General features: G+C 56.1%; 20 protein-coding genes. 7 read left to right on the top strand and 13 right to left on the bottom strand.

Annotated features, from left to right (window positions below):
* The first annotated feature begins 8 nt into the window (after nt 1-8).
* Complete coding sequence (gene rluA, locus IM271_RS07935) at nt 9-668, top strand: bifunctional tRNA pseudouridine(32) synthase/23S rRNA pseudouridine(746) synthase RluA (RefSeq protein ID WP_193052420.1); 660 nt, start codon at nt 9-11, stop codon at nt 666-668.
* Between the two features lie 30 nt (nt 669-698).
* Here the strand turns inward: rluA and djlA are convergent, their stop codons facing one another.
* On the bottom strand, nt 699-1,514 hold the full coding sequence (gene djlA, locus IM271_RS07930; protein ID WP_192971599.1) for a co-chaperone DjlA: 816 nt from the start codon (nt 1,512-1,514) through the stop codon (nt 699-701).
* 239 nt (nt 1,515-1,753) lie between these two features.
* Between djlA and lptD the strand changes: the two genes are divergently transcribed.
* Genes lptD through apaH form a run of 6 tightly spaced genes read left to right on the top strand, consistent with a single transcriptional unit; the run spans nt 1,754 to nt 8,483 of the window.
* On the top strand, nt 1,754-4,105 hold the full coding sequence (gene lptD, locus IM271_RS07925; protein WP_047367310.1) for an LPS assembly protein LptD: 2,352 nt from the start codon (nt 1,754-1,756) through the stop codon (nt 4,103-4,105).
* A gap of 53 nt (nt 4,106-4,158) precedes the next feature.
* Nucleotides 4,159-5,445: a peptidylprolyl isomerase SurA gene (surA, locus tag IM271_RS07920; protein ID WP_028015481.1), complete on the top strand. Its 1,287-nt coding sequence runs from the start codon at nt 4,159-4,161 to the stop codon at nt 5,443-5,445.
* On the top strand, nt 5,445-6,431 hold the full coding sequence (gene pdxA / locus IM271_RS07915) for a 4-hydroxythreonine-4-phosphate dehydrogenase PdxA (protein WP_193052419.1): 987 nt from the start codon (nt 5,445-5,447) through the stop codon (nt 6,429-6,431). Before surA ends, pdxA begins: the two co-directional genes overlap by 1 nt.
* Nucleotides 6,428-7,249, top strand: coding sequence for a 16S rRNA (adenine(1518)-N(6)/adenine(1519)-N(6))-dimethyltransferase RsmA (rsmA, locus tag IM271_RS07910; protein WP_028015479.1), 822 nt, complete (start codon nt 6,428-6,430; stop codon nt 7,247-7,249). The genes pdxA and rsmA overlap by 4 nt, the downstream gene beginning before the upstream one ends.
* Before the next feature lie 3 nt (nt 7,250-7,252).
* Nucleotides 7,253-7,630, top strand: coding sequence for a Co2+/Mg2+ efflux protein ApaG (gene apaG / locus IM271_RS07905; protein WP_014882505.1), 378 nt, complete (start codon nt 7,253-7,255; stop codon nt 7,628-7,630).
* Nucleotides 7,631-7,634: 4 nt separating this feature from the next.
* A complete protein-coding gene (gene apaH, locus IM271_RS07900) occupies nt 7,635-8,483 on the top strand; it encodes a bis(5'-nucleosyl)-tetraphosphatase (symmetrical) ApaH (RefSeq protein ID WP_028015478.1) in 849 nt (282 codons plus the stop codon).
* A 35-nt stretch (nt 8,484-8,518) separates the two neighbouring features.
* On the opposite strand, the gene folA is transcribed toward apaH, so the two are convergent.
* From folA to ribF, 12 genes are all read right to left on the bottom strand, one after another.
* On the bottom strand, nt 8,519-8,998 hold the full coding sequence (gene folA, locus IM271_RS07895) for a type 3 dihydrofolate reductase (protein ID WP_006173915.1): 480 nt from the start codon (nt 8,996-8,998) through the stop codon (nt 8,519-8,521).
* A 114-nt stretch (nt 8,999-9,112) separates the two neighbouring features.
* Nucleotides 9,113-10,978, bottom strand: coding sequence for a glutathione-regulated potassium-efflux system protein KefC (kefC, locus tag IM271_RS07890; RefSeq protein WP_048999031.1), 1,866 nt, complete (start codon nt 10,976-10,978; stop codon nt 9,113-9,115).
* Nucleotides 10,971-11,501, bottom strand: a complete 531-nt coding sequence (gene kefF / locus IM271_RS07885) for a glutathione-regulated potassium-efflux system oxidoreductase KefF (protein WP_193052418.1) — start codon at nt 11,499-11,501, stop codon at nt 10,971-10,973. Before kefF ends, kefC begins: the two co-directional genes overlap by 8 nt.
* A gap of 103 nt (nt 11,502-11,604) precedes the next feature.
* The gene (locus IM271_RS07880) at nt 11,605-11,838 is read right to left on the bottom strand and encodes a YgdI/YgdR family lipoprotein (protein ID WP_003856439.1); all 234 of its coding nucleotides are present in this window, start codon (nt 11,836-11,838) and stop codon (nt 11,605-11,607) included.
* Between the two features lie 140 nt (nt 11,839-11,978).
* On the bottom strand, nt 11,979-15,203 hold the full coding sequence (gene carB, locus IM271_RS07875) for a carbamoyl-phosphate synthase large subunit (RefSeq protein WP_008502028.1): 3,225 nt from the start codon (nt 15,201-15,203) through the stop codon (nt 11,979-11,981).
* Nucleotides 15,204-15,221: 18 nt separating this feature from the next.
* Complete coding sequence (gene carA, locus IM271_RS07870; RefSeq protein WP_047363427.1) at nt 15,222-16,370, bottom strand: glutamine-hydrolyzing carbamoyl-phosphate synthase small subunit; 1,149 nt, start codon at nt 16,368-16,370, stop codon at nt 15,222-15,224.
* A 454-nt stretch (nt 16,371-16,824) separates the two neighbouring features.
* Nucleotides 16,825-17,646, bottom strand: a complete 822-nt coding sequence (gene dapB, locus IM271_RS07865; protein ID WP_048999028.1) for a 4-hydroxy-tetrahydrodipicolinate reductase — start codon at nt 17,644-17,646, stop codon at nt 16,825-16,827.
* A gap of 205 nt (nt 17,647-17,851) precedes the next feature.
* Complete coding sequence (gene ispH / locus IM271_RS07860; RefSeq protein WP_028015471.1) at nt 17,852-18,802, bottom strand: 4-hydroxy-3-methylbut-2-enyl diphosphate reductase; 951 nt, start codon at nt 18,800-18,802, stop codon at nt 17,852-17,854.
* A 1-nt stretch (nt 18,803) separates the two neighbouring features.
* Complete coding sequence (fkpB, locus tag IM271_RS07855; RefSeq protein ID WP_003856450.1) at nt 18,804-19,253, bottom strand: FKBP-type peptidyl-prolyl cis-trans isomerase; 450 nt, start codon at nt 19,251-19,253, stop codon at nt 18,804-18,806.
* Between the two features lie 57 nt (nt 19,254-19,310).
* On the bottom strand, nt 19,311-19,811 hold the full coding sequence (gene lspA / locus IM271_RS07850; protein WP_028015470.1) for a signal peptidase II: 501 nt from the start codon (nt 19,809-19,811) through the stop codon (nt 19,311-19,313).
* The gene (gene ileS / locus IM271_RS07845) at nt 19,811-22,627 is read right to left on the bottom strand and encodes an isoleucine--tRNA ligase (RefSeq protein ID WP_193052417.1); all 2,817 of its coding nucleotides are present in this window, start codon (nt 22,625-22,627) and stop codon (nt 19,811-19,813) included. Before ileS ends, lspA begins: the two co-directional genes overlap by 1 nt.
* A gap of 45 nt (nt 22,628-22,672) precedes the next feature.
* Entirely contained in the window at nt 22,673-23,599 is a 927-nt protein-coding gene (gene ribF / locus IM271_RS07840) for a bifunctional riboflavin kinase/FAD synthetase (protein WP_028015468.1), read from the bottom strand.
* Nucleotides 23,600-23,605: the final 6 nt, after the last annotated feature.

Below are 23,605 nucleotides of genomic sequence, written 5' to 3'. Positions count from 1 at the left end.
AGCGCAAGATGGTGATGGAGCCGTATAATCCGCCGCAGGATCCCTGGCTGGTCATTCTGTATCAGGATGAACACATTATGGTGGTCAACAAGCCGAGCGGCCTGTTGTCCGTGCCGGGCCGTCTGGATGAGCACAAGGACAGCGTGATGACGCGCATTCAGCGCGATTATCCGCAGGCCGAGTCCGTCCATCGCCTGGACATGGCCACCAGCGGCGTGATTGTGGTGGCGCTGAATAAAGCGGCGGAGCGCGAGCTGAAGCGTCAGTTCCGCGAGCGCGAGCCGAAGAAGCAGTATGTTGCCCGCGTCTGGGGCCACCCGGCGCAGGCGGAAGGGCTGGTGGATTTACCGCTGATTTGCGACTGGCCGAACAGGCCAAAGCAGAAGGTGTGTTATGAAACCGGCAAGGCCGCGCAAACCGAATATGAAGTGCTGGAGTACGCGCCGGATAACACCGCGCGCGTCCTGCTTAAGCCGATTACCGGACGTTCACACCAGCTGCGCGTGCATATGCTTGCGCTGGGTCACCCGATTCTGGGTGACCGCTTCTACGCCCCGCCAGAGGCCCTGGCGTTAGCGCCACGCCTGCAGCTCCATGCGCAAACGCTCACCATCACCCACCCTACTTTCGGTAACGCGATGATGTTTAAAGCCCCGGTGGACTTCTGAAAAAAAAGCCCGACATTGTCGGGCTTTTTCTTATTTGAAACCTTTCTTCTCTTTAATGAGCTCGTACGCCTTCTGGATTTCCTGCGCTTTTTGCTTCGCCATCTCCATCATTTCCGGCGGTAAACCTTTCGCCACCAGCTTGTCAGGATGATGCTCGCTCATCAGCTTACGGTAGGCACGTTTAATCGTGGTTTGATCGTCCGTGGGCTTCACGCCAAGCACGTTGCAGGCATCTTCCAGCGTCGGGCCACGCTGCGCCTGCTGCCATGCACCGCCGGAAGACTGCTGGTGATAGCCGCCGCCAAACTGGGCGCCGCCCTGCATCATGCGCAGGAACTGGTCAAACTGCATACGGGAGATACCCAGTTCTTCCGCAATAACGTACAGGACATCGCGTTCATTGGGGTGAAGCGAGCCGTCGGCAAACGCCGCCTGGATTTGGATTTCCAGAAACATCCGAATTAAATCAAAACGTCCGAAGCAGATGCCGCGGAACTGGCGCATCTTTTCACGCAGCGGATAGTTATCCGATTTACCGATGCGAAACGCATTCTGCGCCGCCAGGCGGGACTCACCATGCAGGTTCATGCGATCCATAAAAACGCTGGCAATCTGAATATCCGCTTCGGTCACGCGGCCTTTGGATTTGGTTAAGTGCCCCATGACCTCAAAGGTGGTGGAGAAAAAGAGCGACTGGCGCTCGCGCTGATTGGCAAACCAGGCCATTTTACGGCTGCGTGCCTTATCAAACATATGGCCAATGATAAGCCCAAGCACAATTCCCCAGAACCCGGCACCCATGATGATGGCGAACGCAACGCCGATTATTTTACCCCAATACTGCATATACTCCCCGGATAGTCATATTCCCTGCCGACGCAACGTCATCATCACAGTGTTCAAGCCACGGTCAATTGAAGGACATCGCCTATAATTTGCTTTATCATACTCGTCATTCGATAGCGAGCCTAACACTCTGGCGCGCAAACGGGCAGGATTAACGCTGGTACTGCGCTGATGAGTAAGATAGTCTCTGAGCGTTTGTAAGCCGTAGCCACTGATGACGGAACAATAAAATATAACGTATGAAAAAACGTATCCCCACCCTCCTGGCCACAATGATTGGCTCCGCCCTGTACAGTCAACAGGGGCTGGCGGCCGATCTCGCCTCGCAGTGTATGCTTGGCGTCCCAAGTTATAATCGCCCACTGGTGGAGGGCGATACAAATAGCTTGCCGGTAACCATTACTGCCGATAGCTCCAAAGGTACTTATCCTGACAATGCCACGTTTACGGGCAATGTGGATATTAACCAGGGCAATAGCCGCCTGCAGGCTGATGAAGTGCAGTTGCACCAGAAGCAGCCGGAAGGCGCGGTCGAGCCGGTACGAACGGTGGATGCGCTGGGTAATGTGCACTATGACGACAATCAGGTCATCCTGAAAGGTCCGAAAGCCTGGTCAAACCTGAATACCAAAGATACTAACGTCTGGGAAGGTGATTACCAGATGGTGGGTCGCCAGGGACGCGGTAAAGCGGACCTGATGAAACAGCGCGGTGAAAACCGCTATACGATTCTGGAGAATGGCTCCTTTACATCATGTCTGCCGGGTTCAAATACCTGGAGCGTGGTCGGGAGCGAAGTTATCCATGACCGTGAAGAGCAGGTCGCAGAGATCTGGAACGCACGCTTTAAGCTGGGTCCGGTGCCGGTATTCTACAGCCCTTATCTCCAGCTTCCCGTGGGTGACAAGCGTCGCTCGGGCTTCCTGATCCCGAATGCCAAATACAGCACCTCGAACTACTTTGAGTTCTACCTGCCGTATTACTGGAACATCGCGCCCAACATGGACGCCACGATCACGCCGCATTATATCCACAAGCGCGGCAACATCATGTGGGAAAACGAGTTCCGCTATCTGACTCAGGCCGGTGCTGGCCTGATGGAGCTGGATTATCTGCCGTCGGATAAGGTCTTCCAGGATGAGCACCCTACAGAAGGCGATAAACACCGCTGGCTATTCTACTGGCAGCATGCCGGAGTGATGGATCAGGTGTGGCGCTTTAACGTTGACTATACCAAAGTTAGCGACTCATCTTATTTTAACGACTTCTCGTCTAAATACGGTTCGAGCACGGATGGCTATGCCACGCAGAAGTTCAGCGTAGGCTATGCGGTGCAGAACTTTGATGCAACCGTCTCAACCAAGCAGTTCCAGGTATTCTCTGACCAGTCCACGCCTACCTATGGTGCAGAGCCGCAGCTGGACGTTAACTGGTATCAGAATAATGTAGGTCCATTCGACACCCGGGTTTACGCTCAGGCGGTACATTTCGTGAACACGGATTCGGACATGCCAGAAGCTACGCGTGTTCACCTGGAGCCGACGATCAATCTGCCGTGGTCTAACGACTGGGCAAGCCTGAATACCGAAGCCAAGCTGATGGCGACGCACTATCAGCAAAAAAATATTGATAATTACAACACCACGAAGAATGCGCATCTGGAAGAGTCGGTTAACCGAACGCTCCCGCAGTTCAAAATGGACGGGAAGCTGATCTTCGAGCGTGATATGGGCCTGCTGGCGGATGGTTATACCCAGACGCTTGAGCCACGTATGCAGTATTTGTACGTACCGTACCGCGATCAGAGCAAGATTCAGAACTACGACTCGTCTTTACTGCAGTCTGACTACAGCGGCCTGTTCCGCGATCGTACTTACGGCGGTCTGGACCGTATCGCATCCGCTAACCAGTTAACGACCGGCGTCACAACACGCGTTTATGATGATGCCGCCGTTGAACGTTTTAACGTTTCTGTTGGTCAAATCTACTATTTCACCGAGTCACGTACCGGTGATGACAACATTAACTGGGAGAAGGACAACAAAACGGGCTCGCTGGTTTGGGCGGGAGACACGTACTGGCGCATGACTGACCGTTGGGGCCTGCGTGGTGGTGTGCAATATGACACTCGCCTCGATAATATCGCCACAAGCAGTGCCGCTATTGAGTACCGTCGCGATGAAGACCGCATGGTACAGTTGACGTATCGTTATGCCAGCCCGGAATATATTCAGGCAACATTGCCTTCTTATGCAGGCGCAGAACAGTATAAAGACGGCATCTCGCAGGTTGGTGGTGCAGCAAGCTGGCCTATCGCCGACCGCTGGTCAATCGTAGGCGCTTACTACTTTGACACCAACGCGAATAAGCCAGCGGACCAGATGGTTGGTCTGCAATATAACTCCTGCTGTTACGCGCTGCGCGTCGGTTACGAGCGTAAGCTTAACGGCTGGGACACTGTAAACAATCAGAGCAAATACGATAACGTGATTGGCTTTAATGTCGAACTGCGCGGCCTGAGCTCCAACTACGGCCTGGGCACACATCAGATGCTGCGTTCGAACATTCTGCCGTACAGTAGTTCTTTGTAATGTGCTTGATTTACAACGTAATCCGCTTTGCGGTTAATTGAAATGGAAAAAGTATGAAGAACTGGAAAACGCTGCTGCTTGGTGTCGCTATGGTTGCGAATACCAGCTTCGCGGCCCCCCAGGTTGTTGATAAGGTCGCCGCTGTCGTTAACAACGGCGTCGTGCTCGAAAGTGACGTTGATGGTCTGATGAAATCCGTGAAGCTCAATTCGGGCGAAGCGGGTCAGCAACTTCCGGATGACGCCACGCTGCGCCACCAGATCCTGGAGCGTCTGATCATGGATCAGATTATCCTGCAGATGGGTCAGAAAATGGGCGTGAAGGTGACTGACGAGCAGCTCGATCAGGCTATCGCTAACATTGCAAAGCAGAACAACATGTCGCCGGACCAGATGCGCAGCCGTCTGGCCTATGACGGCATCAGCTACGCTACCTACCGTAACCAGATCCGTAAAGAGATGCTGATCTCGGAAGTGCGTAATAATGAAGTCCGTCGCCGCGTTACCATCCTGCCTCAGGAAGTGGATGCGCTGGCAAAACAGGTGGGCAACCAGAACGATGCGAGCACAGAGCTGAACCTGAGCCACATTCTGATCCCACTGCCAGAGAACCCAACGTCAGATCAGGCTGCTGAAGCAGAAAGTCAGGCACGTTCAATTGTCGATCAGGCGCGTAACGGCGGCGACTTTGGCAAGCTGGCTATCACCTACTCTGCTGACCAACAGGCCCTGAAAGGCGGCCAGATGGGCTGGGGACGTATCCAGGAGCTGCCATCTATCTTTGCTCAGGCGCTGAGCACGGCGAAGAAAGGCGATATCGTCGGTCCAATCCGTTCAGGGGTGGGCTTCCACATTCTGAAAGTGAACGATCTGCGCGGTCAGAGCCAGAATATCTCCGTGACTGAAGTTCACGCTCGCCACATTCTGCTGAAGCCGTCACCGATCATGACTGACGATCAGGCGCGTGCGAAGCTGGAGCAAATTGCCGCAGATATTAAGAGCGGTAAAACGTCGTTTGCCAATGCAGCGAAAGAGTTCTCTCAGGATCCTGGCTCTGCGAACCAGGGCGGCGATCTGGGCTGGGCGGCTGCGGACATTTACGATCCTGCCTTCCGCGATGCGCTGATGAAGCTGAATAAAGGCCAGATCAGTGCCCCGGTTCACTCTTCATTTGGCTGGCATCTGATCGAGCTGATGGACACCCGCAACGTGGACAAAACGGATGCGGCGCAGAAAGACAGAGCCTACCGTATGCTGTTTAACCGTAAGTTCTCCGAAGAAGCGGCAACCTGGATGCAGGAACAGCGCGCCAGTGCTTACGTGAAAGTCCTGAGCAACTAATGAAACAGCATCGTGTTGTTATCACTCCCGGCGAACCTGCCGGGATTGGGCCTGACCTCGTTGTCCAGCTCGCCCAGCGCAGCTGGCCAGTAGAATTGGTTGTCTGCGCGGATGCAACACTGTTACAAGACCGGGCAAATCTGCTCGGTCTGCCCTTAACGCTCATCCCTTACGTTGAAGGCCAACAGCCCGCACCACAGCAGGCCGGTACGCTCACTCTTCTTTCTGTTCCCCTTCGTACACCCGTTGTTCCAGGCAAGCTCAGCACGGAAAATGGCCACTACGTCGTGGAAACCCTTGCCCGCGCCTGCGACGGTTGCCTGAAGGGCGAATTTGCCGCTCTGATCACCGGCCCCGTGCATAAGGGCGTCATCAACGAAGCGGGCATCCCTTTTACCGGGCATACCGAGTTTTTCGAAGAGCGCTCGCACAGCCCGAAAGTGGTGATGATGCTGGCGACGGAAGCGATGCGCGTTGCTCTCGTGACCACCCATCTACCGATCAAGGCCATTCCTGATGCCATCACCCCGGAACTGCTGCGGGAGATCATCGAGATCCTGCATCACGACCTGCAAACGAAGTTCGGCATCAAGCGGCCGCACGTTCTGGTCTGCGGCCTGAATCCGCACGCGGGTGAAGGGGGTCACATGGGCACCGAAGAGATCGACACCATTATTCCGGTGCTTGAAGAAATGCGCGCCAAAGGGATGAATCTCAGCGGGCCGCTGCCTGCGGACACCCTTTTCCAGCCAAAATACCTGGATAATGCCGACGCCGTCCTCGCGATGTACCACGATCAGGGTCTGCCCGTGCTAAAATACCAGGGCTTTGGCCGCGGGGTGAATATCACCCTCGGTTTACCCTTTATTCGAACGTCCGTTGACCACGGCACTGCGCTGGATCTGGCAGGCCAGGGGAAAGCGGATGTCGGCAGTTTTATTACGGCGCTTAATCTCGCCATCAAAATGATTGTTAATACTCAATGACTAATCGAGTCCATCAGGGCCACTTAGCCCGTAAACGCTTCGGGCAAAACTTTCTCAACGATCAGTTCGTGATCGACAGCATCGTCTCTGCTATTAATCCGCAGAAGGGTCAGGCTATGGTCGAAATCGGCCCGGGCCTTGCCGCACTGACCGAGCCGGTAGGCGAACGCCTCGACGAGCTGACCGTTATCGAACTGGACCGCGACCTGGCCGCACGCCTGCAAACGCACCCGTTCCTCGGACCAAAGCTGACCATCTATCAGCAGGATGCCATGACCATGAACTTTGGCGAACTGTCGGAAAAAATGGGCCAGCCGCTGCGCGTGTTCGGCAACCTGCCGTATAACATCTCCACGCCGCTAATGTTCCACCTCTTTAGCTATACTGATGCCATTGCCGACATGCACTTCATGTTGCAAAAAGAGGTTGTTAACCGTCTGGTTGCAGGGCCGAACAGTAAAGCGTATGGTCGTTTAAGCGTGATGGCACAATATTACTGCAACGTGATCCCGGTACTCGAAGTACCGCCATCAGCGTTCACGCCGCCACCGAAAGTAGATTCTGCGGTTGTGCGCCTTGTGCCGCACAAAACGAAACCGTATCCGGTTAAAGATCTGCGCGTACTGAGCCGCATCACCACGGAAGCCTTTAACCAGCGCCGTAAAACGATCCGTAACAGTCTGAGCAATTCGTTTACCGTTGAGGTGTTAGCAGAGCTGGGGATCGACCCGGCAATGCGTGCGGAAAACATTTCCGTAGAGCAGTACTGCAAGCTGGCTAATTACATCAGCGAAAATGCGCCGCCGAAGGAGAGTTAAGCCATGATTGATTCGCCCCGCGTATGTGTCCATGTACAAAGCGTCTATGTTGAATCGCAATCCTCGCCGGATGAAGAGCGTTTTGTCTTTGCTTACACCGTGACCATTCGCAATCTGGGGCGGATGCCCGTGCAGCTGCGCGGGCGCTACTGGCTTATCACCAACGGCAATGGCCGCGAAATTGAAGTTCAGGGTGAAGGAGTGGTCGGTGAACAGCCCCACATCGCCCCTGGCGAAGAGTATCAGTACACCAGCGGCGCGGTAATTGAAACGCCGCTGGGTACCATGCAAGGCCATTATGAAATGGTCGACGTCGATGGCAATGTGTTCCGCGTTGCTATTCCTGTGTTCCGTCTCGCCGTAACCACACTCATTCATTAATCTAATGTCTACATATCTGATTGGCGACGTTCACGGTTGCTACGATGAACTGATCGCATTGTTAAAACAGGTCGACTTTACGCCAGGACAGGACACGCTCTGGCTGACGGGCGATTTAGTCGCGCGTGGCCCGGGCTCGCTTGAGGTTTTACGTTTCGTCAAATCTCTGGGCGACAGCGTGCGCATGGTGCTGGGCAATCACGATCTTCACCTGTTGGCCGTATTTGCCGGGATCAGCCGCAACAAACCTAAAGATCGCCTCTCTCCCCTGCTGGATGCGCCAGACGCGGATGAACTGATTAACTGGCTGCGCCGCCAGCCTTTACTGCAGGTCGATGAGGAGAAAAAGCTGGTCATGGCTCATGCCGGGATCACCCCGCAATGGGATCTTGAGACGGCTAAAACCTGCGCGCGTGACGTTGAGGCGGTGCTGGCGAGCGACTCGTACCCCTTCTTCCTTGATGCCATGTACGGCGATATGCCGAATCACTGGAGCGAGGATCTCAGCGGTCTGGCCCGCCTGCGTTTTATTACCAACGCTTTTACGCGCATGCGTTTCTGCTTCCCGAACGGGCAGCTGGACATGTATTCCAAAGAGACGCCGGAAAGCGCGCCTGCCCCGCTCAAACCGTGGTTTGCCATTCCTGGACCTGTGACAAGCGAGTACAACGTCGTCTTTGGCCACTGGGCTGCGCTGGAAGGAAAAGGCACGCCGGACGGGATCTACGGTCTGGATACCGGATGCTGCTGGGGGGGAGAATTGACCTGCTTACGCTGGGAAGATAAAACTTACTTTGTTCAGCCGTCCAACCGACAGCTGGACTTAGGGGAAAGTGAGGCCGTTGCCTCCTGAATCATTCCCTCTCCCGGGCGGGAGAGGGACATCACTTAACGACGTTCCAGAATCTCGAAGCAGTAGCTGTGGGAGTTCTGTGCATCCGCGTCGTGGAACTCGCTGAATACCGATTCCCACTCGTCCGGATCGTAATCCGGGAAATGGGTGTCCCCTTCCACTTCCGCATCAATGTGGGTCAGATACAGCTTCTGCGCTTTTGGCAGGAACTGCTCATACACGCGGCCGCCGCCGATCACCATGATCTCTTCGGCGTCACCGCAGGCGGCAATCGCTTCATCAACGGACTTAACCCATTCGACGCGATCGTCAGTGCCCGGCTGGCTACTGATAACGATATTCTTACGGCCCGGCAATGGACGACCAATCGACTCCCAGGTCAGGCGGCCCATCACTACCGGCTTGTTTAACGTAGTACGTTTAAACCATGCGAGATCGGCAGGCAGGTTCCACGGCATGGCATTTTCCATACCGATAACGCGGTCCACCGCCAGCGCTGCAATCAGACTGATCATTGAAAATTTCCCGGATGCAAAAAATTGCCGCCACTATACGGAAAGCTTAATCTTTCGTCGACTGGCGGCAGAGTAAAGATAGAGAAATTTTTTATTATTGCTGGCAACTCCACTTCACGCGGAAGGTTTACTCTCGGGCTCGTCAGCCGGATCGCCGGTATGCTTGCCCTCTTCCGTGCCCTGCCAGCCATGACGTTGGATCAGCGACAGGTGATTGCGGTCCTCGTTAATGATTTCTGTCAGCATGGCGCTGGTGCGTTTAAACACCGCCGCACGCTCCGTGGCCGTACTGCCGGCCATCGCCGCCATCTCTTCCACCATCCCGGTGTTAAAGCGGCGGAACAGGTCCGCACGTTCGCGCGCTTCATACGCGCCGAGCCCCAGATTCTCCAGCGCCAGGCGGCCAGACTTCAGCGCGCCTTCGAACGTTTCACGCTCCGGCGCCTCTACGCCCGCCTGACGCAGCCGGATGTAATGATCCACATCGCGCGCGCGGGAGATAATGGTCAGCCCCGGAAAATGCTCTTTTACCAGCTCCACCATCTGCATGCTGGTCTCAGGATCGTCAATGGCGTTAATCAATACCTCGGCTTTTGCCGCACCGGCGGATTCCAGCAGATCGACGCGAGTCGCATCGCCGTAAAACACCTTCATATCAAATTTACGCAGGGTATCGACATGGTCAGGATCGTGATCGAGAATCACCATTTTCACCCCGCTTGACAGCAGTAAACGCCCGACGATCTGCCCGTAGCGACCAAATCCGGCGATGATGACGCGCGGCTGCTCCTCATCGATCTCGTCGGCTTCGCGCTCCTGCTCGCTGCCTGATTTTTCCAGACGCGTCAGCACCACCAGTAGAACAGGCGTTGCCGCCATCGACAGCGCGACCGCCAGCGTCAGCGCTTTCGCCCACTCGGGATCGAGCACGTTTGCCATCTGCGCGGCACCAAAGACCACGAATGCAAATTCGCTCCCCTGACCCAGCAGTACGGCAAACCAGCGGCGCTGCTTGTTCGGCACCTTCAATGGACGCGCAATCAGCCACAGCATCACCATTTTAATCACCAGGAAACCGACGAGCAGGATGACGATCCGCAGCGGGTGCGTGACCAGCGTGCCGAAGTCGACGGACATCCCCACGCCGATGAAAAACAGCCCCAGCAGCAGCCCTTTGAACGGCTCGATATCGCTTTCCAGGGCGTGACGATATTCAGAGCTCGCCAGCAGAACGCCTGCAAGGAACGCCCCCATCGCCATCGACAGTCCGGCTTCCTCCAGCAGCAAACCAAAGCCAAACACCAGGAACAGCGCCACGGCGCTGAACACTTCTCGCAGGCCTGAACGGGCAACAAACCGCAGTAACGGGCGGGTCACGTAGCGGCCAAGCAGGACCACCAGCGCCAGCGCCCCCACGACTTTTAATGCCGACAGCGCAAACGCCCCCAGCGTCGTGGATGAGCCGCTTGCCGCCAGCAACGGGATCATCGCCACCAGCGGAATAGCGGCGATATCCTGGAACAGCAGCACCGAGAACGCGCTGCGTCCCATCTGCGAGACCGTCAGATTTCGCTCGTTCATCGCCTGCATGGCGATGGCCGTCGAGGAGAGCGCCAGCGTCATGCCGATAAGCTCCGCTACTTTCCAGTCCATGCCCAACAGGATGCAGAACCCACCGAGCAGCAGGCCGCAGGCCACCATCTGCAGCGCGCCTCCGCCAAATACCGAGGCGCGAAGTTTCCATAACCTCTGCGGATCCAGCTCCAGACCAATCACAAACAGCATCAGCACGACGCCAATTTCAGCGAAATGGAGGATCGCCTCCGCATCCGTTACCAGTCGAAAGCCCCAGGGCCCAATGACGCAGCCCGCAATCAGGTAGCCGAGAACCGACCCCAGCCCCAGACGTACCGCCACCGGCACAATCAGCGCCGCCGCGCCGAGATAAATCAGCGCCTGTATCAGCGTATGGCTATCCATGATGCGTCTCCTGCCACTCAAGCAAGCGTTGTTTATAATGTCGAGCCTGCGCCTGCAGCGTTTCATCGTCGCAAACAAAGGTGCAATGCATCGCAAAAGGCGGGAGCCAGTTCAGCCCGCAGTAAAGCGCCGTAGCCTGCAGCGGCTGCGCCAGGACGTCAAACCCCGGGAAGGTACCAATATCAAAGTGGCTTTCCCCACCGCCGGTGGTAACCGCCCACATCAGGCTTTTGCCTTTTAGCGCATGGCCGTTGTGGCCGTAAGCCCAGCCGTGGGAGAAGACTTTATCGATCCACAGTTTCAGGAGCGGCGGCGTACTGTACCACTGCATAGGATGTTGCCAGATAATCAGATCGGCACGGGTGAGCGCCTCCTGTTCGGCGGCGATATCGATATTAAAATCGGGATAGAGTTGATAGAGGGAACGTATCTCTACGTTATCCAGCGTCCTTGCCTGCTCAAGCATCCGCTTATTCGCATGCGAGTGCTGCGGATAGGGATGGGCATAAATTATAAGAATCATTGATTAGCCTGTTGTTACTGCCTTCTTTTAACAAAAGAGTGTAGTCAGTAATTCAACAGGCTAATAGTGAATATTATTGACGGGCTTACGCCAGAATTCTGAATTAGTTATCCAGCTCGCCCATGGATTTCACCTGGTCGCGATTAATCTGTTCAGTTTGACCGGTTTCGGCGTTTTTGTACGACACCAGGCCGGTATCGTCATCCACCTGCGGTTTCCCGTCGGTGACAATCGTTTTGCCATCGGTGGTTTTTACGGCCTGATTGGACGAACAGCCCGCGACGGTAAACATTGCGGTGGCAGCCAGAACGGAAGCGATCAGTAATTTATTTTGCATGGTGTTTTCCCCTGCTCTCAGTTGAATTTTCGTTATCGACCTAACTATTTTAGGCTAACTGACTGAAAGCGGATGAAAAACCAGAAGGTTCTTAAGATGGGGAAATTGCCCGGTAACCGAACGGTACCGGGCAATGGGGGTTACTTGCTAATCTGCGCGTGCATTTCCTGAACCGAAATCACCTTCTCGGTAGCATCCGCATTCAGCGCCATCGCTGTTGCGAAACCGCCGTTCAGGGTGGTGTCGTAGTGCACTTTGTACTGCAGCGCGCTGCGGCGAATCAGCTTGGAGTCTTCAATCGCCTGGCGTCCTGCGGTGGTGTTGATGATGTAGGTATATTCGCCATTCTTGATACGATCCTGAATGTGCGGACGGCCTTCATGCACCTTGTTCACCAGACGCGGGTTGATCCCGGCTTCACCCAACACAATCGCCGTACCGTGGGTCGCGTCCAGCTCGAAGCCCTGTTTCAGCAGCTTGGCGGCCAGGTCAACCACGCGCTCTTTATCGCCTTCGCGAACGGAGAGCAGCGCACGGCCCGATTTTCTCATGGTGGAGCTACTGCCCAGCTGCGCCTTGGCAAACGCTTCTGCGAAGGTGCGGCCCACGCCCATCACTTCCCCGGTTGAGCGCATTTCAGGCCCTAACAGCGGGTCAACGCCCGGGAATTTGTTGAATGGCAGCACCACTTCTTTCACCGAGTAATACGGCGGGATGATCTCTTTTGTCACGCCCTGCTGAGCCAGCGTCTGGCCGGCCATCACGCGCGCCGCCACTTTCGCCAGCGGAATACCGGTGGCTTTAGAGACGAACGGTACGGTACGCGCCGCACGCGGGTTGACTTCAATCAGATAAACTTCGTTGTCTTTCACCGCAAACTGGACGTTCATCAGGCCGCGAACCTGCAGCTCGAAGGCCAGCTTCTGCACCTGCTGGCGCATCACGTCCTGAATTTCCTGGCTCAGGGTGTACGCTGGCAGAGAACAGGCGGAGTCGCCGGAGTGCACGCCCGCCTGCTCGATGTGCTCCATGATGCCGCCAATCAGCACCATTTCGCCGTCGCAGATGGCATCCACGTCCACTTCAACCGCGTCGTCGAGGAAGCGGTCGAGCAGCACTGGCGCATCGTTGGAGACGCTCACCGCCGTCTGGAAGTAGCGACGCAGGTCGGCTTCGTCGTAGACGATTTCCATCGCGCGGCCGCCCAGGACGTAGGACGGACGCACCACCAGCGGGTAGCCAATCTCTTTCGCCTTCTCAACGGCCTGTTCGATGGCCGTCACTGTGGCGTTCGCCGGCTGCTTCAGCTTCAGACGGTCAACCGCCTGCTGGAAACGCTCGCGGTCTTCGGCACGGTCAATCGCGTCCGGGCTGGTACCGATAACCGGTACGCCCGCCGCTTCCAGCGCGCGCGCCAGCTTCAGCGGGGTCTGACCGCCGTACTGCACGATAACGCCTTTTGGCTTCTCGATGCGCACGATTTCCAGCACGTCTTCCAGGGTAACCGGCTCGAAGTAGAGGCGATCGGAGGTGTCGTAGTCGGTAGAAACGGTTTCCGGGTTACAGTTGACCATGATGGTCTCGTACCCGTCTTCGCGCAGCGCCAGCGAGGCGTGCACGCAGCAGTAGTCGAACTCAATGCCCTGGCCGATACGGTTTGGACCGCCGCCCAGCACCATAATCTTGTCGCGGTCGACGGACGGATTCGCTTCGCACTCGTCTTCATAGGTGGAGTACATGTACGCGGTATCGGTCGAGAACTCGGCCGCGCAGGTGTCCACGCGCTTGTAAACCGGGTGCAGGTCATACTGGTCGCGCAGCTTGCGGATTTCCGCTTCACGCACGCCCGCCAGTTTAGCCAGACGCGCATCGGCGAAGCCTTTACGCTTCAGCATGCGCAGGAAGTCTGCGTCCAGGCCGTTGATGCCCAGCTCCGCCACTTTCTCTTCCAGACGCACCAGCTCTTCAATCTGCACCAGGAACCAGCGGTCGATGTTGGTCAGGTTAAATACGCCGTCGACGGACAGGCCCGCGCGGAAGGCATCGGCGATGTACCAGATACGCTCTGCGCCCGCGTCTTTCAGCTCGCGGCGGATTTTGGTCAGCGCTTCAGGGTCGTCCAGGCTCACTTTCGGGTCAAAGCCGGTGGCGCCCACTTCCAGACCGCGCAGCGCTTTTTGCAGGGATTCCTGCTGCGTGCGGCCAATCGCCATCACTTCACCCACAGATTTCATCTGGGTCGTCAGACGGTCGTTCGCGCCCGCGAATTTCTCGAAGTTAAAGCGAGGAATTTTAGTCACAACGTAGTCGATGGACGGCTCGAAGGACGCAGGCGTGCGGCCACCGGTGATGTCGTTCATCAGCTCGTCGAGGGTGTAACCCACTGCCAGCTTCGCCGCCACTTTCGCAATCGGGAAGCCGGTGGCTTTGGAGGCCAGCGCGGAGGAGCGGGACACGCGCGGGTTCATTTCGATAACAATCAGGCGGCCGGTTTTCGGGTTAACGGAGAACTGCACGTTAGAGCCGCCGGTTTCCACGCCGATTTCACGCAGTACCGCCATCGAGGCGTTACGCATGATTTGATACTCTTTGTCGGTCAGCGTCTGGGCTGGCGCAACGGTGATGGAGTCGCCGGTGTGGATACCCATCGCATCGAAGTTTTCGATGGAGCAGACGATGATGCAGTTGTCGTTTTTATCACGCACCACTTCCATCTCGTACTCTTTCCAGCCAATCAGCGATTCATCAATCAGCAGCTCTTTGGTTGGGGAGAGATCCAGACCGCGCTCGCAAATCTCTTCGAACTCTTCGCGGTTGTAGGCGATACCGCCACCGGTGCCGCCCATGGTGAACGATGGACGGATGATGCACGGATAGCCCACTTCTGCCGCAACGGCCAGCGCCTCTTCCATGTTATGCGCAATACCGGAGCGCGCGGTGTCGAGGCCGATTTTCTTCATCGCCACGTCGAAGCGGCGACGGTCTTCTGCTTTATCAATCGCGTCGGCGGTCGCACCAATCATGGTGACGCCAAATTCAGCCAGCACGCCCTGACGCTCCAGCTCCAGCGCGCAGTTTAGCGCCGTCTGGCCGCCCATGGTTGGCAGCACCGCGTCCGGGCGCTCTTTTTCAATGATTTTACGCACCACTTCCCAGTGAATCGGCTCGATGTAGGTTGCATCCGCCATTTCCGGGTCGGTCATGATGGTCGCCGGGTTAGAGTTCACCAGGATAACGCGGTAACCCTCTTCGCGCAGCGCTTTACACGCCTGCGCGCCGGAGTAGTCGAATTCGCAGGCCTGGCCGATGACGATCGGGCCAGCGCCAAGGATCAGGATGCTTTTTATGTCTGTACGTTTTGGCATGGTCTTCTCGGCTCCTGATTATTTAGCGGTCTTACGGTATTGCTCGATAAGTTCGATGAAGTGATCGAACAGCGGCGCGGCGTCGTGCGGGCCCGGGCTGGCTTCCGGGTGGCCCTGGAAGCTGAACGCTGGCTTATCGGTACGGTGGATACCCTGCAGGGTGCCATCGAACAGTGATTTGTGCGTCACGCGCAGGTTAGCCGGCATAGAGGCTTCATCGACGGCGAAACCGTGGTTCTGCGCGGTAATCATCACCGTATTGTTATCAATGTCTTTCACCGGGTGGTTACCACCGTGGTGGCCGAACTTCATCTTGACGGTGTTCGCACCGCTCGCCAGCGCCAGCAGCTGATGGCCGAGGCAGATGCCGAATACCGGGATGTCGGTTTCCAGGAAGGACTTGATGGCGTCGATAGCGTAATCGCACGGTGCCGGGTCGCCTGGGCCGTTAGAGAGGAAGATGCCGTCTGGGTTCATCTTAAGCACCTCTTCAGCGGAGGTTTTCGCCGGTACCACCGTCAGGCGGCAGCCGCGGTCAACCAGCATGCGCAGAATGTTGCGCTTGGCACCAAAATCATAGGCCACCACGTGGAACGGCAGTTCGCTCTCTTTTTTCGCTTCCGGCAGGTCGCCTTCCAGCGTCCAGCTCCCCTGCGTCCAGCTGTAGGCTTCGGCGGTAGTCACTTCTTTCGCCAGGTCCATGCCGTTCAGGCCTGGGAAGGCTTTCGCTTTTTCCAGCGCCAGGGCCGCATCGAGGTTATCACCCGCGATGATGCAGCCGTTCTGTGCACCCTTCTCGCGCAGCAGACGCGTTAACTTACGGGTATCGATATCGGCAATCGCCACGATGTTATGGCGCTTCAGGTAAGAAGAGAGGTCTTCAGTGTTGCGGAAGTTGCTGGCAATCAGCGGCAGGTCGCGAATGACCAGGCCTTGCGCATGTACCTGAGAGGATTCTTCGTCAGCCGCATTGGTGCCGACATTGCCGATATGAGGATAAGTAAGAGTAACGATTTGGCGAGAATAGGAAGGATCAGTGAGGATTTCTTGATAACCGGTCATTGAAGTATTGAAAACGACTTCCCCAACCGCCGAACCCGTTGCCCCTATGGCCCGACCGATAAACTGGGTTCCGTCTTCCAGAACCAATAGCGCTGACTTAATCAAAACACCCTCCAGAGAATATTCACTCACTTTATTTGCATATTAATTCATGACTATGTCATAGATCAATGCAAATGTGTTGCCAGCGGATTTTTGGCAAACGGCGGCATTCTGGAGATTTGGTGGGTAAAAGTCAACTTAAAACGGATATTTTGTTTATTCTTTTGCAGGACTGGAAGCTTGAATAGGATTTAACGGGCAAAAAGATCAGGTAAATCATCCTGGAAAACGCTTGCGCGGTAGGTTTTATGGAAATTAAGAGACGAGAGCGACAAAAAGTGGACCAAATGGTCAAAATTTACATTCAATTCACATAATAATGGCATAAAACTCAGATTTATGACCATTAACAATCAAAATCCATCTAAAACAAATAAAATAAGAGGGCAATAAATTATTGCCCTATGCAATCAATACATTACGACTGCAATAACCACATCACGATGGGTAATAAAGCTTACAAATTGTTGAGATCCAGCACATCTCGCATATCAAAAAGACCCTTTTCTTTCGTTTTCAGCCACAATGCGGAGCGTACTGCGCCATTGGCGAACGTCATGCGGCTTGACGCTTTGTGCGTAATCTCAACACGTTCGCCAATATCGGCGAACATCGCCGTGTGTTCGCCGACGATATCGCCCGCCCGGACGGTTGCGAAACCAATGGTGCCCGGCACGCGTTCTCCGGTATGCCCTTCACGGGAATAGACCGCGATGTCTTTTAAATCTTTATCCATTGCATAAGCAATCGCTTCGCCCATCGCCAGCGCCGTGCCTGATGGAGCATCAACTTTATGGCGGTGGTGCGCTTCGATAATCTCAATGTCGGTGTAGTCGCCCATCACCTTCGCCGCTTTTTCCAGCAGCTTCAGCATGACATTAACGCCTACGCTAAAGTTCGCTGCAAAGACAATCGCAATGTCGGTGGCTGCATCCTGAATGGCCTGTTTACCCGCATCATCGAAGCCGGTAGTGCCAATCACCATCCCTTTACCGTGCTGGCGGCAAAACGCCAGGTGAGTCAGGGTGCCTTCGGGACGGGTAAAGTCGATGAACACGTCAAAGTCATCTTTCACCGCATCAAGGCTGCTCTGAACGGTAACACCTGTCTTGCCCGCGCCGGCCAGTTCACCCGCATCAGATCCCAGCAGGGATGAACCTTCACGCTCCAGCGCCGCGCCGAGTGCCACGCCATCCATTTGTATTGCCGCCTGAATCAGCTGGCGACCCATACGTCCACCCGCGCCCGCAATGGCGACACGGATCTGTGCATCATGCATAGTTATTCTCTTACGTTAAAATGATGTAAACCGTTTTCAGATTAACCAGCCTTCGTAAAGGCTGCCAACTGAAAACACCAATAATTAGAATTTAACGTGAAACCGACTCAGATATCAGTAAAAGACATGATTTTGTCGTCACGATAAAGTCCGGAGCAAAAAAAAGGCCAGCACAGGAGGTGCTGGCCTTTCATCAGAAAAGAAATTATTCCACTTCGCGAGCGTCGATACGCAGCTCTTTCGGCACTTCGAAGACGATATTCTCTTCGCGTCCTTCCAGCGGAACCGCTTCGCCCCCGCCCAGCTCCTGCAGACGAGCAATCACGTTCTGCACCAGGATATCCGGCGCGGAAGCGCCTGCGGTAACGCCAACGCAGGCCGCATTTTTCACCCACGCTTCCTGGATGTCCGTCGCGTCGTCGATTAAAAACGCCGCTTTCCCCATACGCTGCGCCAGTTCGGCCAGACGGTTGGAGTTAGAGGAGTTTTTAGAGCCGACAACCAGCACCACGTCCGCCTGTTCAGCCAGCGCGCGCACCGCTTCCTGACGGTTAGTGGTGGCGTAGCAGATATCATCCTTACGCGGCCCGACGATTTTCGGGAAGCGCTGGCGCAGGGCGTCAATCACGTCTGAGGTGTCGTCTACGGAGAGCGTGGTCTGGGTCATAAACGACAGACGCGCTTCGTTTTTCACGTTCAGCGTCAGAACATCTTCCGGCGACTCCACCAGGTACATTCCCCCTTCCGGGTTGCTGTACTGGCCCATGGTGCCTTCAACTTCCGGGTGACCGGCGTGACCAATCAGAATCGACTCTTCACCGCGACGGCTGGCGCGCGCCACTTCCATATGCACTTTTGTCACTAATGGACAGGTGGCATCGAATACGGTCAGATCGCGGCTTTTCGCTTCGTTACGCACCGCCTGAGAGACGCCGTGCGCGGAGAAGATCAGGATCGCACCGTCCGGCACTTCGCTGATCTGCTCGATGAAAATAGCACCGCGCTCGCGCAGGCTGTCGACCACGTAGCGGTTATGCACCACTTCATGACGCACGTAAATCGGCGCGCCGTAAATCTCCAGCGCGTTTTCAACAATGCTGATAGCGCGGTCTACACCGGCGCAGAAGCCGCGCGGGTTAGCCAACAGGATCTGCATTTCAGGCCTCCAGTGCCGGATCGATCTCCAGCACTTCAACATCAAAATGAACGGTACGCCCGGCAAGCGGATGGTTGAAGTCAACGGTGATAGAGTCGCCGTTAATCTCGCGGATCACGCCAGGCATTTCGCTGCCGTCCATAGCGGTAAAGAGCATAATCGCCCCGATTTCCGGTTCGCCCGCGTCCATAAACTCGCGGCGCGAGAAATACTGAATCAGGTCCGGGCTTGGCACGCCAAACGCGGCATCCGGCTCCAGCGAGAACGCTTTTTTCTCACCCTCTTTCAGGCCCAGGAGCTGCTGCTCAAGACCTTCAGACAGGGAGGTATCGCCGAGACGAAACAGGGCAGGTTTGCCGTTATTGCGGGTGGATTCAGCCGTGGAGCCGTCATCCAGCTTCAGCGTGAAGTGAACGAGAACCGCGCTGTTGCTCTGTACGGATTTAGACATACACATTGCTCTTTAATGTTGTGCCGGGTGGCGCAGCGCATCACCCGGCATTGACAATTACGCCTGCTCTTTCGCTGCGGGTTTAGGCAAGAAGCCTTCCAGCACGATTAACGCCGCACCGATGCAAATGGCGGTGTCGGCCAGATTAAAGGTCGCGAAGTGCCAGTCGCCGACGTAGAAGTCGATCATATCGACCACAAAGCCGTGCCACAGGCGGTCAAACAGGTTGCCCAGCGCGCCGCCAATGATCAGCGCGTAGGCGATGTTATTCAGCTTTTGCGTGGCCTTCGAGCGGTACATCAGCACAGCCAGCACCACGCAGATACCGAGAGCGATACCCGCGAAGAACCAGCGCTGCCAGCCACCGCTGTCGGCAAGGAAGCTAAACGCCGCGCCGTAGTTGCGCGCATAGTGCAGGTTAAGCGACGGGAACAGCGAAACCGTCTCCCCCAGAGCGAAATTCTGGAGGATCAGGAACTTGCTGCCCAGATCGATAATCAGCACCACCACAACCAGCCACAGCCAGCGCAGTCCTGTTGAACAGAGAGTTTTACTCATCAGGCAAACTTACGTTTTTCGCCGTCACCGGCGACGTTGCTTACACAGCGTCCGCAGATGTCTGCGTGTTCCGCCACCTGGCCGATATCGGTAGTGTAATGCCAGCAGCGCGGGCACTTCTCACCTTCGGCTTTGCTCAGTGCGACTTTCAGGCCTTTGAGCAACTCGCTCTGCTGAGCATCAGCAGAAGCCTCGGCATAATCCGCAACTTTTGCACCGGAGGTCAACAGGACAAATCGTAATTCATCGCCCAGCGCGGTCAGCTTCGCCGCCAGCTCCGGTTCGGCGTACAGGGTCACTGCCGCTTCCAGAGAGCCACCGACTTTCTTATCCGCACGCGCCTGCTCGATAACCTTGTTCACTTCGCCACGCACTTTCAGCAGCTCGTCCCAGAAGGCATCGTTCATTGCTTCGGTGCTGGAGAGATCGAACAGACCTTCATACCACTCGCCGGTGAAGACATACTTCTCACGGTCGCCCGGCAGATAACCCCAGATTTCATCCGCGGTGAAGGACATGATCGGCGCCATCCAGCGTACCAGCGCTTCTGCGATGTGGAACAGCGCGGACTGGCAGCTACGGCGCGCCACGCTGTCCGCCTTCGCGGTGTACTGGCGATCTTTGATGATGTCGAGGTAGAACGAGCCCATCTCAATGGAGCAGAAGCGCATCAGGCGCTGCACCACTTCGTGGAAGTCGTAAGACTCATAGGCTTTCAGGATATCTTCCTGCGCCGCTTTCGCGCAGCCTACCGCCCAGCGGTCCAGCACGACCATCTCTTCCGGTTTCACCATGTCTTTCACTGGATCGAACCCGTTCAGGTTCGCCAGCAGGAAGCGCGCGGTGTTACGGATACGACGATAGCTGTCGGCAGCACGCTTCAGGATCTCGTCAGACACCGCCATTTCGCCAGTGTAGTCGGTTGAGGCTACCCACAGACGCAGGATGTCCGCGCCCAGCTTGTTCATCACGTCCTGCGGCGAAACGGTGTTGCCGATAGATTTAGACATCTTACGGCCCTGACCATCCACGGTGAAGCCGTGGGTCAGTACCTGACGGTAAGGCGCTTTACCTTTCATCGCGGTGGAGATCATCAGGGATGACATGAACCAGCCGCGGTGTTGGTCGGAACCTTCCAGATACATGTCGGCAGCGTGACCGGCAAACTCCGGACGCACGTCAACTACGGAGGCGTGAGTCGACCCGGAGTCGAACCACACGTCCAGGGTGTCTGGCACTTTCTCATAGTTGTCCGCGTCCGCGCCCAGGATGTCGCGGGCGTCGAGATCCCACCACGCCTGAATGCCGTCAACTTCGACGCGCTTCGCCACTTCTTCCATCAGTTCCAGGGTGTTCGGGTGCAGCTCATGCGTCTCTTTATGCACGAACAGCGACATCGGCACGCCCCAGGTACGCTGACGGGAGATACACCAGTCAGGACGGTTAGCCACCATGGATTCGATACGCGCCTGGCCCCAGTCCGGGATCCACTGCACGCCTTTGATCTCTTTCAGAGACTGCTCGCGCAGGCCTTTCTGATCCATGCTGACGAACCACTGCGGGGTCGCACGGAAGATGATCGGCGTCTTGTGGCGCCAGCAGCACGGATAGCTGTGCTGCATTTTCTCAACGTGCAGCAGCGCGCCGCTGGTGCGCAGCATGTCAACGATGATGTCGTTGGCTTTGAAGACGTTGATACCATCCAGCGCCGGGTAGGTGCCAGGCAGGTAAGAACCGTCCGGGCCAACCGGGTTAGCGATTTCCAGGCCGTATTTCAGGCTGATGTTGTAGTCGTCAGGACCGTGGCCACCGGCGGTATGCACCGCACCGGTACCCGCGTCCAGCGTGACGTGGTCGCCCAGGATCGCCGGAACGTCGAAGTCCAGGAACGGGTGTTTGAAGCGCATCAGCTCCAGCGCGTCGCCTTTTACGGTGCCCAGCACGGTGTAGTCGGTGATATTCGCGCGTTTCAGCACGCTTTCAACCAGATCTTTCGCCAGGATAACCGCCTGGCCGTCAATCTGCACCAGCGCGTATTCGAACTCGCCGGACAGGGAGATCGCACGGTTGGCTGGCAGGGTCCACGGGGTGGTGGTCCAGATCACCAGAGAGATCGGGCCGTTTACCGAGGAGACGCCAAATTTGGCTTTCACCGCATCCTGATCCACCGCGTGGAAGGCCACGTCGATAGAAGGTGAAGTTTTGTCGTAATACTCCACTTCCGCTTCTGCCAGCGCAGAACGGCAGTCCACGCACCAGTGCACAGGCTTTGCGCCTTTATGCAGGTGGCCGTTACCGATGATTTTGCCCAGCGCACGGATGATGTTGGCTTCAGTTTTGAAGTCCATGGTCAGGTACGGGTGCGACCAGTCGCCCAGCACGCCCAGACGGATAAAGTCAGCGCGCTGGCCTTCAACCTGGGTGGCCGCGTATTCGCGGCACTTCGCGCGGAACTCTGCAGCGGTGAACTTCTCACCTGGCTTGCCAAACTCTTGCTCCACTTTCAGCTCGATCGGCAGACCGTGGCAGTCCCAGCCCGGCACGTAAGGCGAGTCAAATCCCGCGAGTCCTTTGGACTTCACGATAATATCTTTCAGAATCTTGTTTACAGAGTGACCAATATGAATGCTGCCATTCGCATATGGAGGGCCATCATGCAGAATGAAGGTTTTTTTGCCTTTTTTGGCTGCACGAATGATGCCGTACAGGTCATCATCGGTCCAACGCGCCAGCATTCCCGGTTCACGCTTGGCGAGATCGCCGCGCATCGGGAACCCTGTTTCCGGCAAATTCAGGGTTGATTTATAGTCACTCATCAGATTCTCGGTTCCGTATTTATCACGTAGGCAGTTAAGCCGGTTCTAAAGCCCAAAAAACTCGCGGGCCGTTAATTCATCTCGCGCGATTTGCGCCTTAAGTTCATCCAGCGAAGCAAATCGCTGCTCGTTGCGTATTTTTTTACGCAGTATTACATCTATATGGCGACCATAAAGGTCCATTACAACGTCCAGCAGGTGCACTTCTAGCTGTTGACGCACACCGGCAACGGTAGGACGCGTGCCAATGTTGGCAACCCCGTAAAACGACTTATCGCCCAGTCCTGCCACTTCCACCGCATAGACCCCTTTAACCGGGGAAACCTGACGACGCAGCGGTATATTCGCCGTCGGGAAACCAATCGTGCGGCCCAGCGCATCGCCATGAACCACGCGGCCAGAAATGGTGAACGGATGGCCCAGCAAATTTTCTGCCGTCTCCAGTTCATCATTAGCCAATGCCTGACGCACCGCCGTGCTGCTGACGCGCACGCCGCCTTCACAGAAGGTCATCGCGCTGGTGACGTCAAAACCGTACTCCAGACCAGCCTTCTGTAATAGCAAGAAATCGCCCTGACGACCAGCGCCAAAGCGGAAATCATCCCCCACCGCGAGAAACTGAACGCCAAGACGCTTAACCAGCAGGTCGCTGACGAAATTTTGTGCTGTCAGTGCGGCAAAGCGGCGATCGAAACGCACGCACAATACGTAGTCCACGCCGGACTCCGCCAGGTAGCGCAACTTTTCGCGCAGGCGAGTGAGGCGAGCGGGAGATTTATCGCCCGCGAACAGCTCCAGCGGCTGTGGCTCGAAAATCATCACCACAACGGGCAGGCCACGGGCCTCCCCTTCTTTACGCAATCCCTGCAACAGCGCCTGATGACCACGATGCACGCCGTCGAAATTACCAATGGTCAGCACGCACCCGTGTGGCGCTCTGCTGAGATTATGTATGCCGCGTATCAGCTTCATGTCTGG

This window comes from Enterobacter cloacae complex sp. I3 (assembly GCF_014896175.1).
Taxonomy (GTDB): domain Bacteria; phylum Pseudomonadota; class Gammaproteobacteria; order Enterobacterales; family Enterobacteriaceae; genus Enterobacter; species Enterobacter bugandensis.
The sequence above is the reverse complement of the archived record's forward strand: the minus strand, read 5'-3'. Positions and strand labels throughout refer to the sequence as shown.

What these genes read in the sequence shown, in the direction of transcription:
- rluA (WP_193052420.1), top strand. Translation starts at nt 9, where the DNA reads ATGGTGATGGAGCCGTATAATCCGCCGCAGGATCCCTGGCTGGTCATT.
- djlA (WP_192971599.1), bottom strand. Translation starts at nt 1,514, where the DNA reads ATGCAGTATTGGGGTAAAATAATCGGCGTTGCGTTCGCCATCATCATG.
- lptD (WP_047367310.1), top strand. Translation starts at nt 1,754, where the DNA reads ATGAAAAAACGTATCCCCACCCTCCTGGCCACAATGATTGGCTCCGCC.
- surA (WP_028015481.1), top strand. Translation starts at nt 4,159, where the DNA reads ATGAAGAACTGGAAAACGCTGCTGCTTGGTGTCGCTATGGTTGCGAAT.
- pdxA (WP_193052419.1), top strand. Translation starts at nt 5,445, where the DNA reads ATGAAACAGCATCGTGTTGTTATCACTCCCGGCGAACCTGCCGGGATT.
- rsmA (WP_028015479.1), top strand. Translation starts at nt 6,428, where the DNA reads ATGACTAATCGAGTCCATCAGGGCCACTTAGCCCGTAAACGCTTCGGG.
- apaG (WP_014882505.1), top strand. Translation starts at nt 7,253, where the DNA reads ATGATTGATTCGCCCCGCGTATGTGTCCATGTACAAAGCGTCTATGTT.
- apaH (WP_028015478.1), top strand. Translation starts at nt 7,635, where the DNA reads ATGTCTACATATCTGATTGGCGACGTTCACGGTTGCTACGATGAACTG.
- folA (WP_006173915.1), bottom strand. Translation starts at nt 8,998, where the DNA reads ATGATCAGTCTGATTGCAGCGCTGGCGGTGGACCGCGTTATCGGTATG.
- kefC (WP_048999031.1), bottom strand. Translation starts at nt 10,978, where the DNA reads ATGGATAGCCATACGCTGATACAGGCGCTGATTTATCTCGGCGCGGCG.
- kefF (WP_193052418.1), bottom strand. Translation starts at nt 11,501, where the DNA reads ATGATTCTTATAATTTATGCCCATCCCTATCCGCAGCACTCGCATGCG.
- IM271_RS07880 (WP_003856439.1), bottom strand. Translation starts at nt 11,838, where the DNA reads ATGCAAAATAAATTACTGATCGCTTCCGTTCTGGCTGCCACCGCAATG.
- carB (WP_008502028.1), bottom strand. Translation starts at nt 15,203, where the DNA reads ATGCCAAAACGTACAGACATAAAAAGCATCCTGATCCTTGGCGCTGGC.
- dapB (WP_048999028.1), bottom strand. Translation starts at nt 17,646, where the DNA reads ATGCATGATGCACAGATCCGTGTCGCCATTGCGGGCGCGGGTGGACGT.
- ispH (WP_028015471.1), bottom strand. Translation starts at nt 18,802, where the DNA reads ATGCAGATCCTGTTGGCTAACCCGCGCGGCTTCTGCGCCGGTGTAGAC.
- fkpB (WP_003856450.1), bottom strand. Translation starts at nt 19,253, where the DNA reads ATGTCTAAATCCGTACAGAGCAACAGCGCGGTTCTCGTTCACTTCACG.
- lspA (WP_028015470.1), bottom strand. Translation starts at nt 19,811, where the DNA reads ATGAGTAAAACTCTCTGTTCAACAGGACTGCGCTGGCTGTGGCTGGTT.
- ileS (WP_193052417.1), bottom strand. Translation starts at nt 22,627, where the DNA reads ATGAGTGACTATAAATCAACCCTGAATTTGCCGGAAACAGGGTTCCCG.
- ribF (WP_028015468.1), bottom strand. Translation starts at nt 23,599, where the DNA reads ATGAAGCTGATACGCGGCATACATAATCTCAGCAGAGCGCCACACGGG.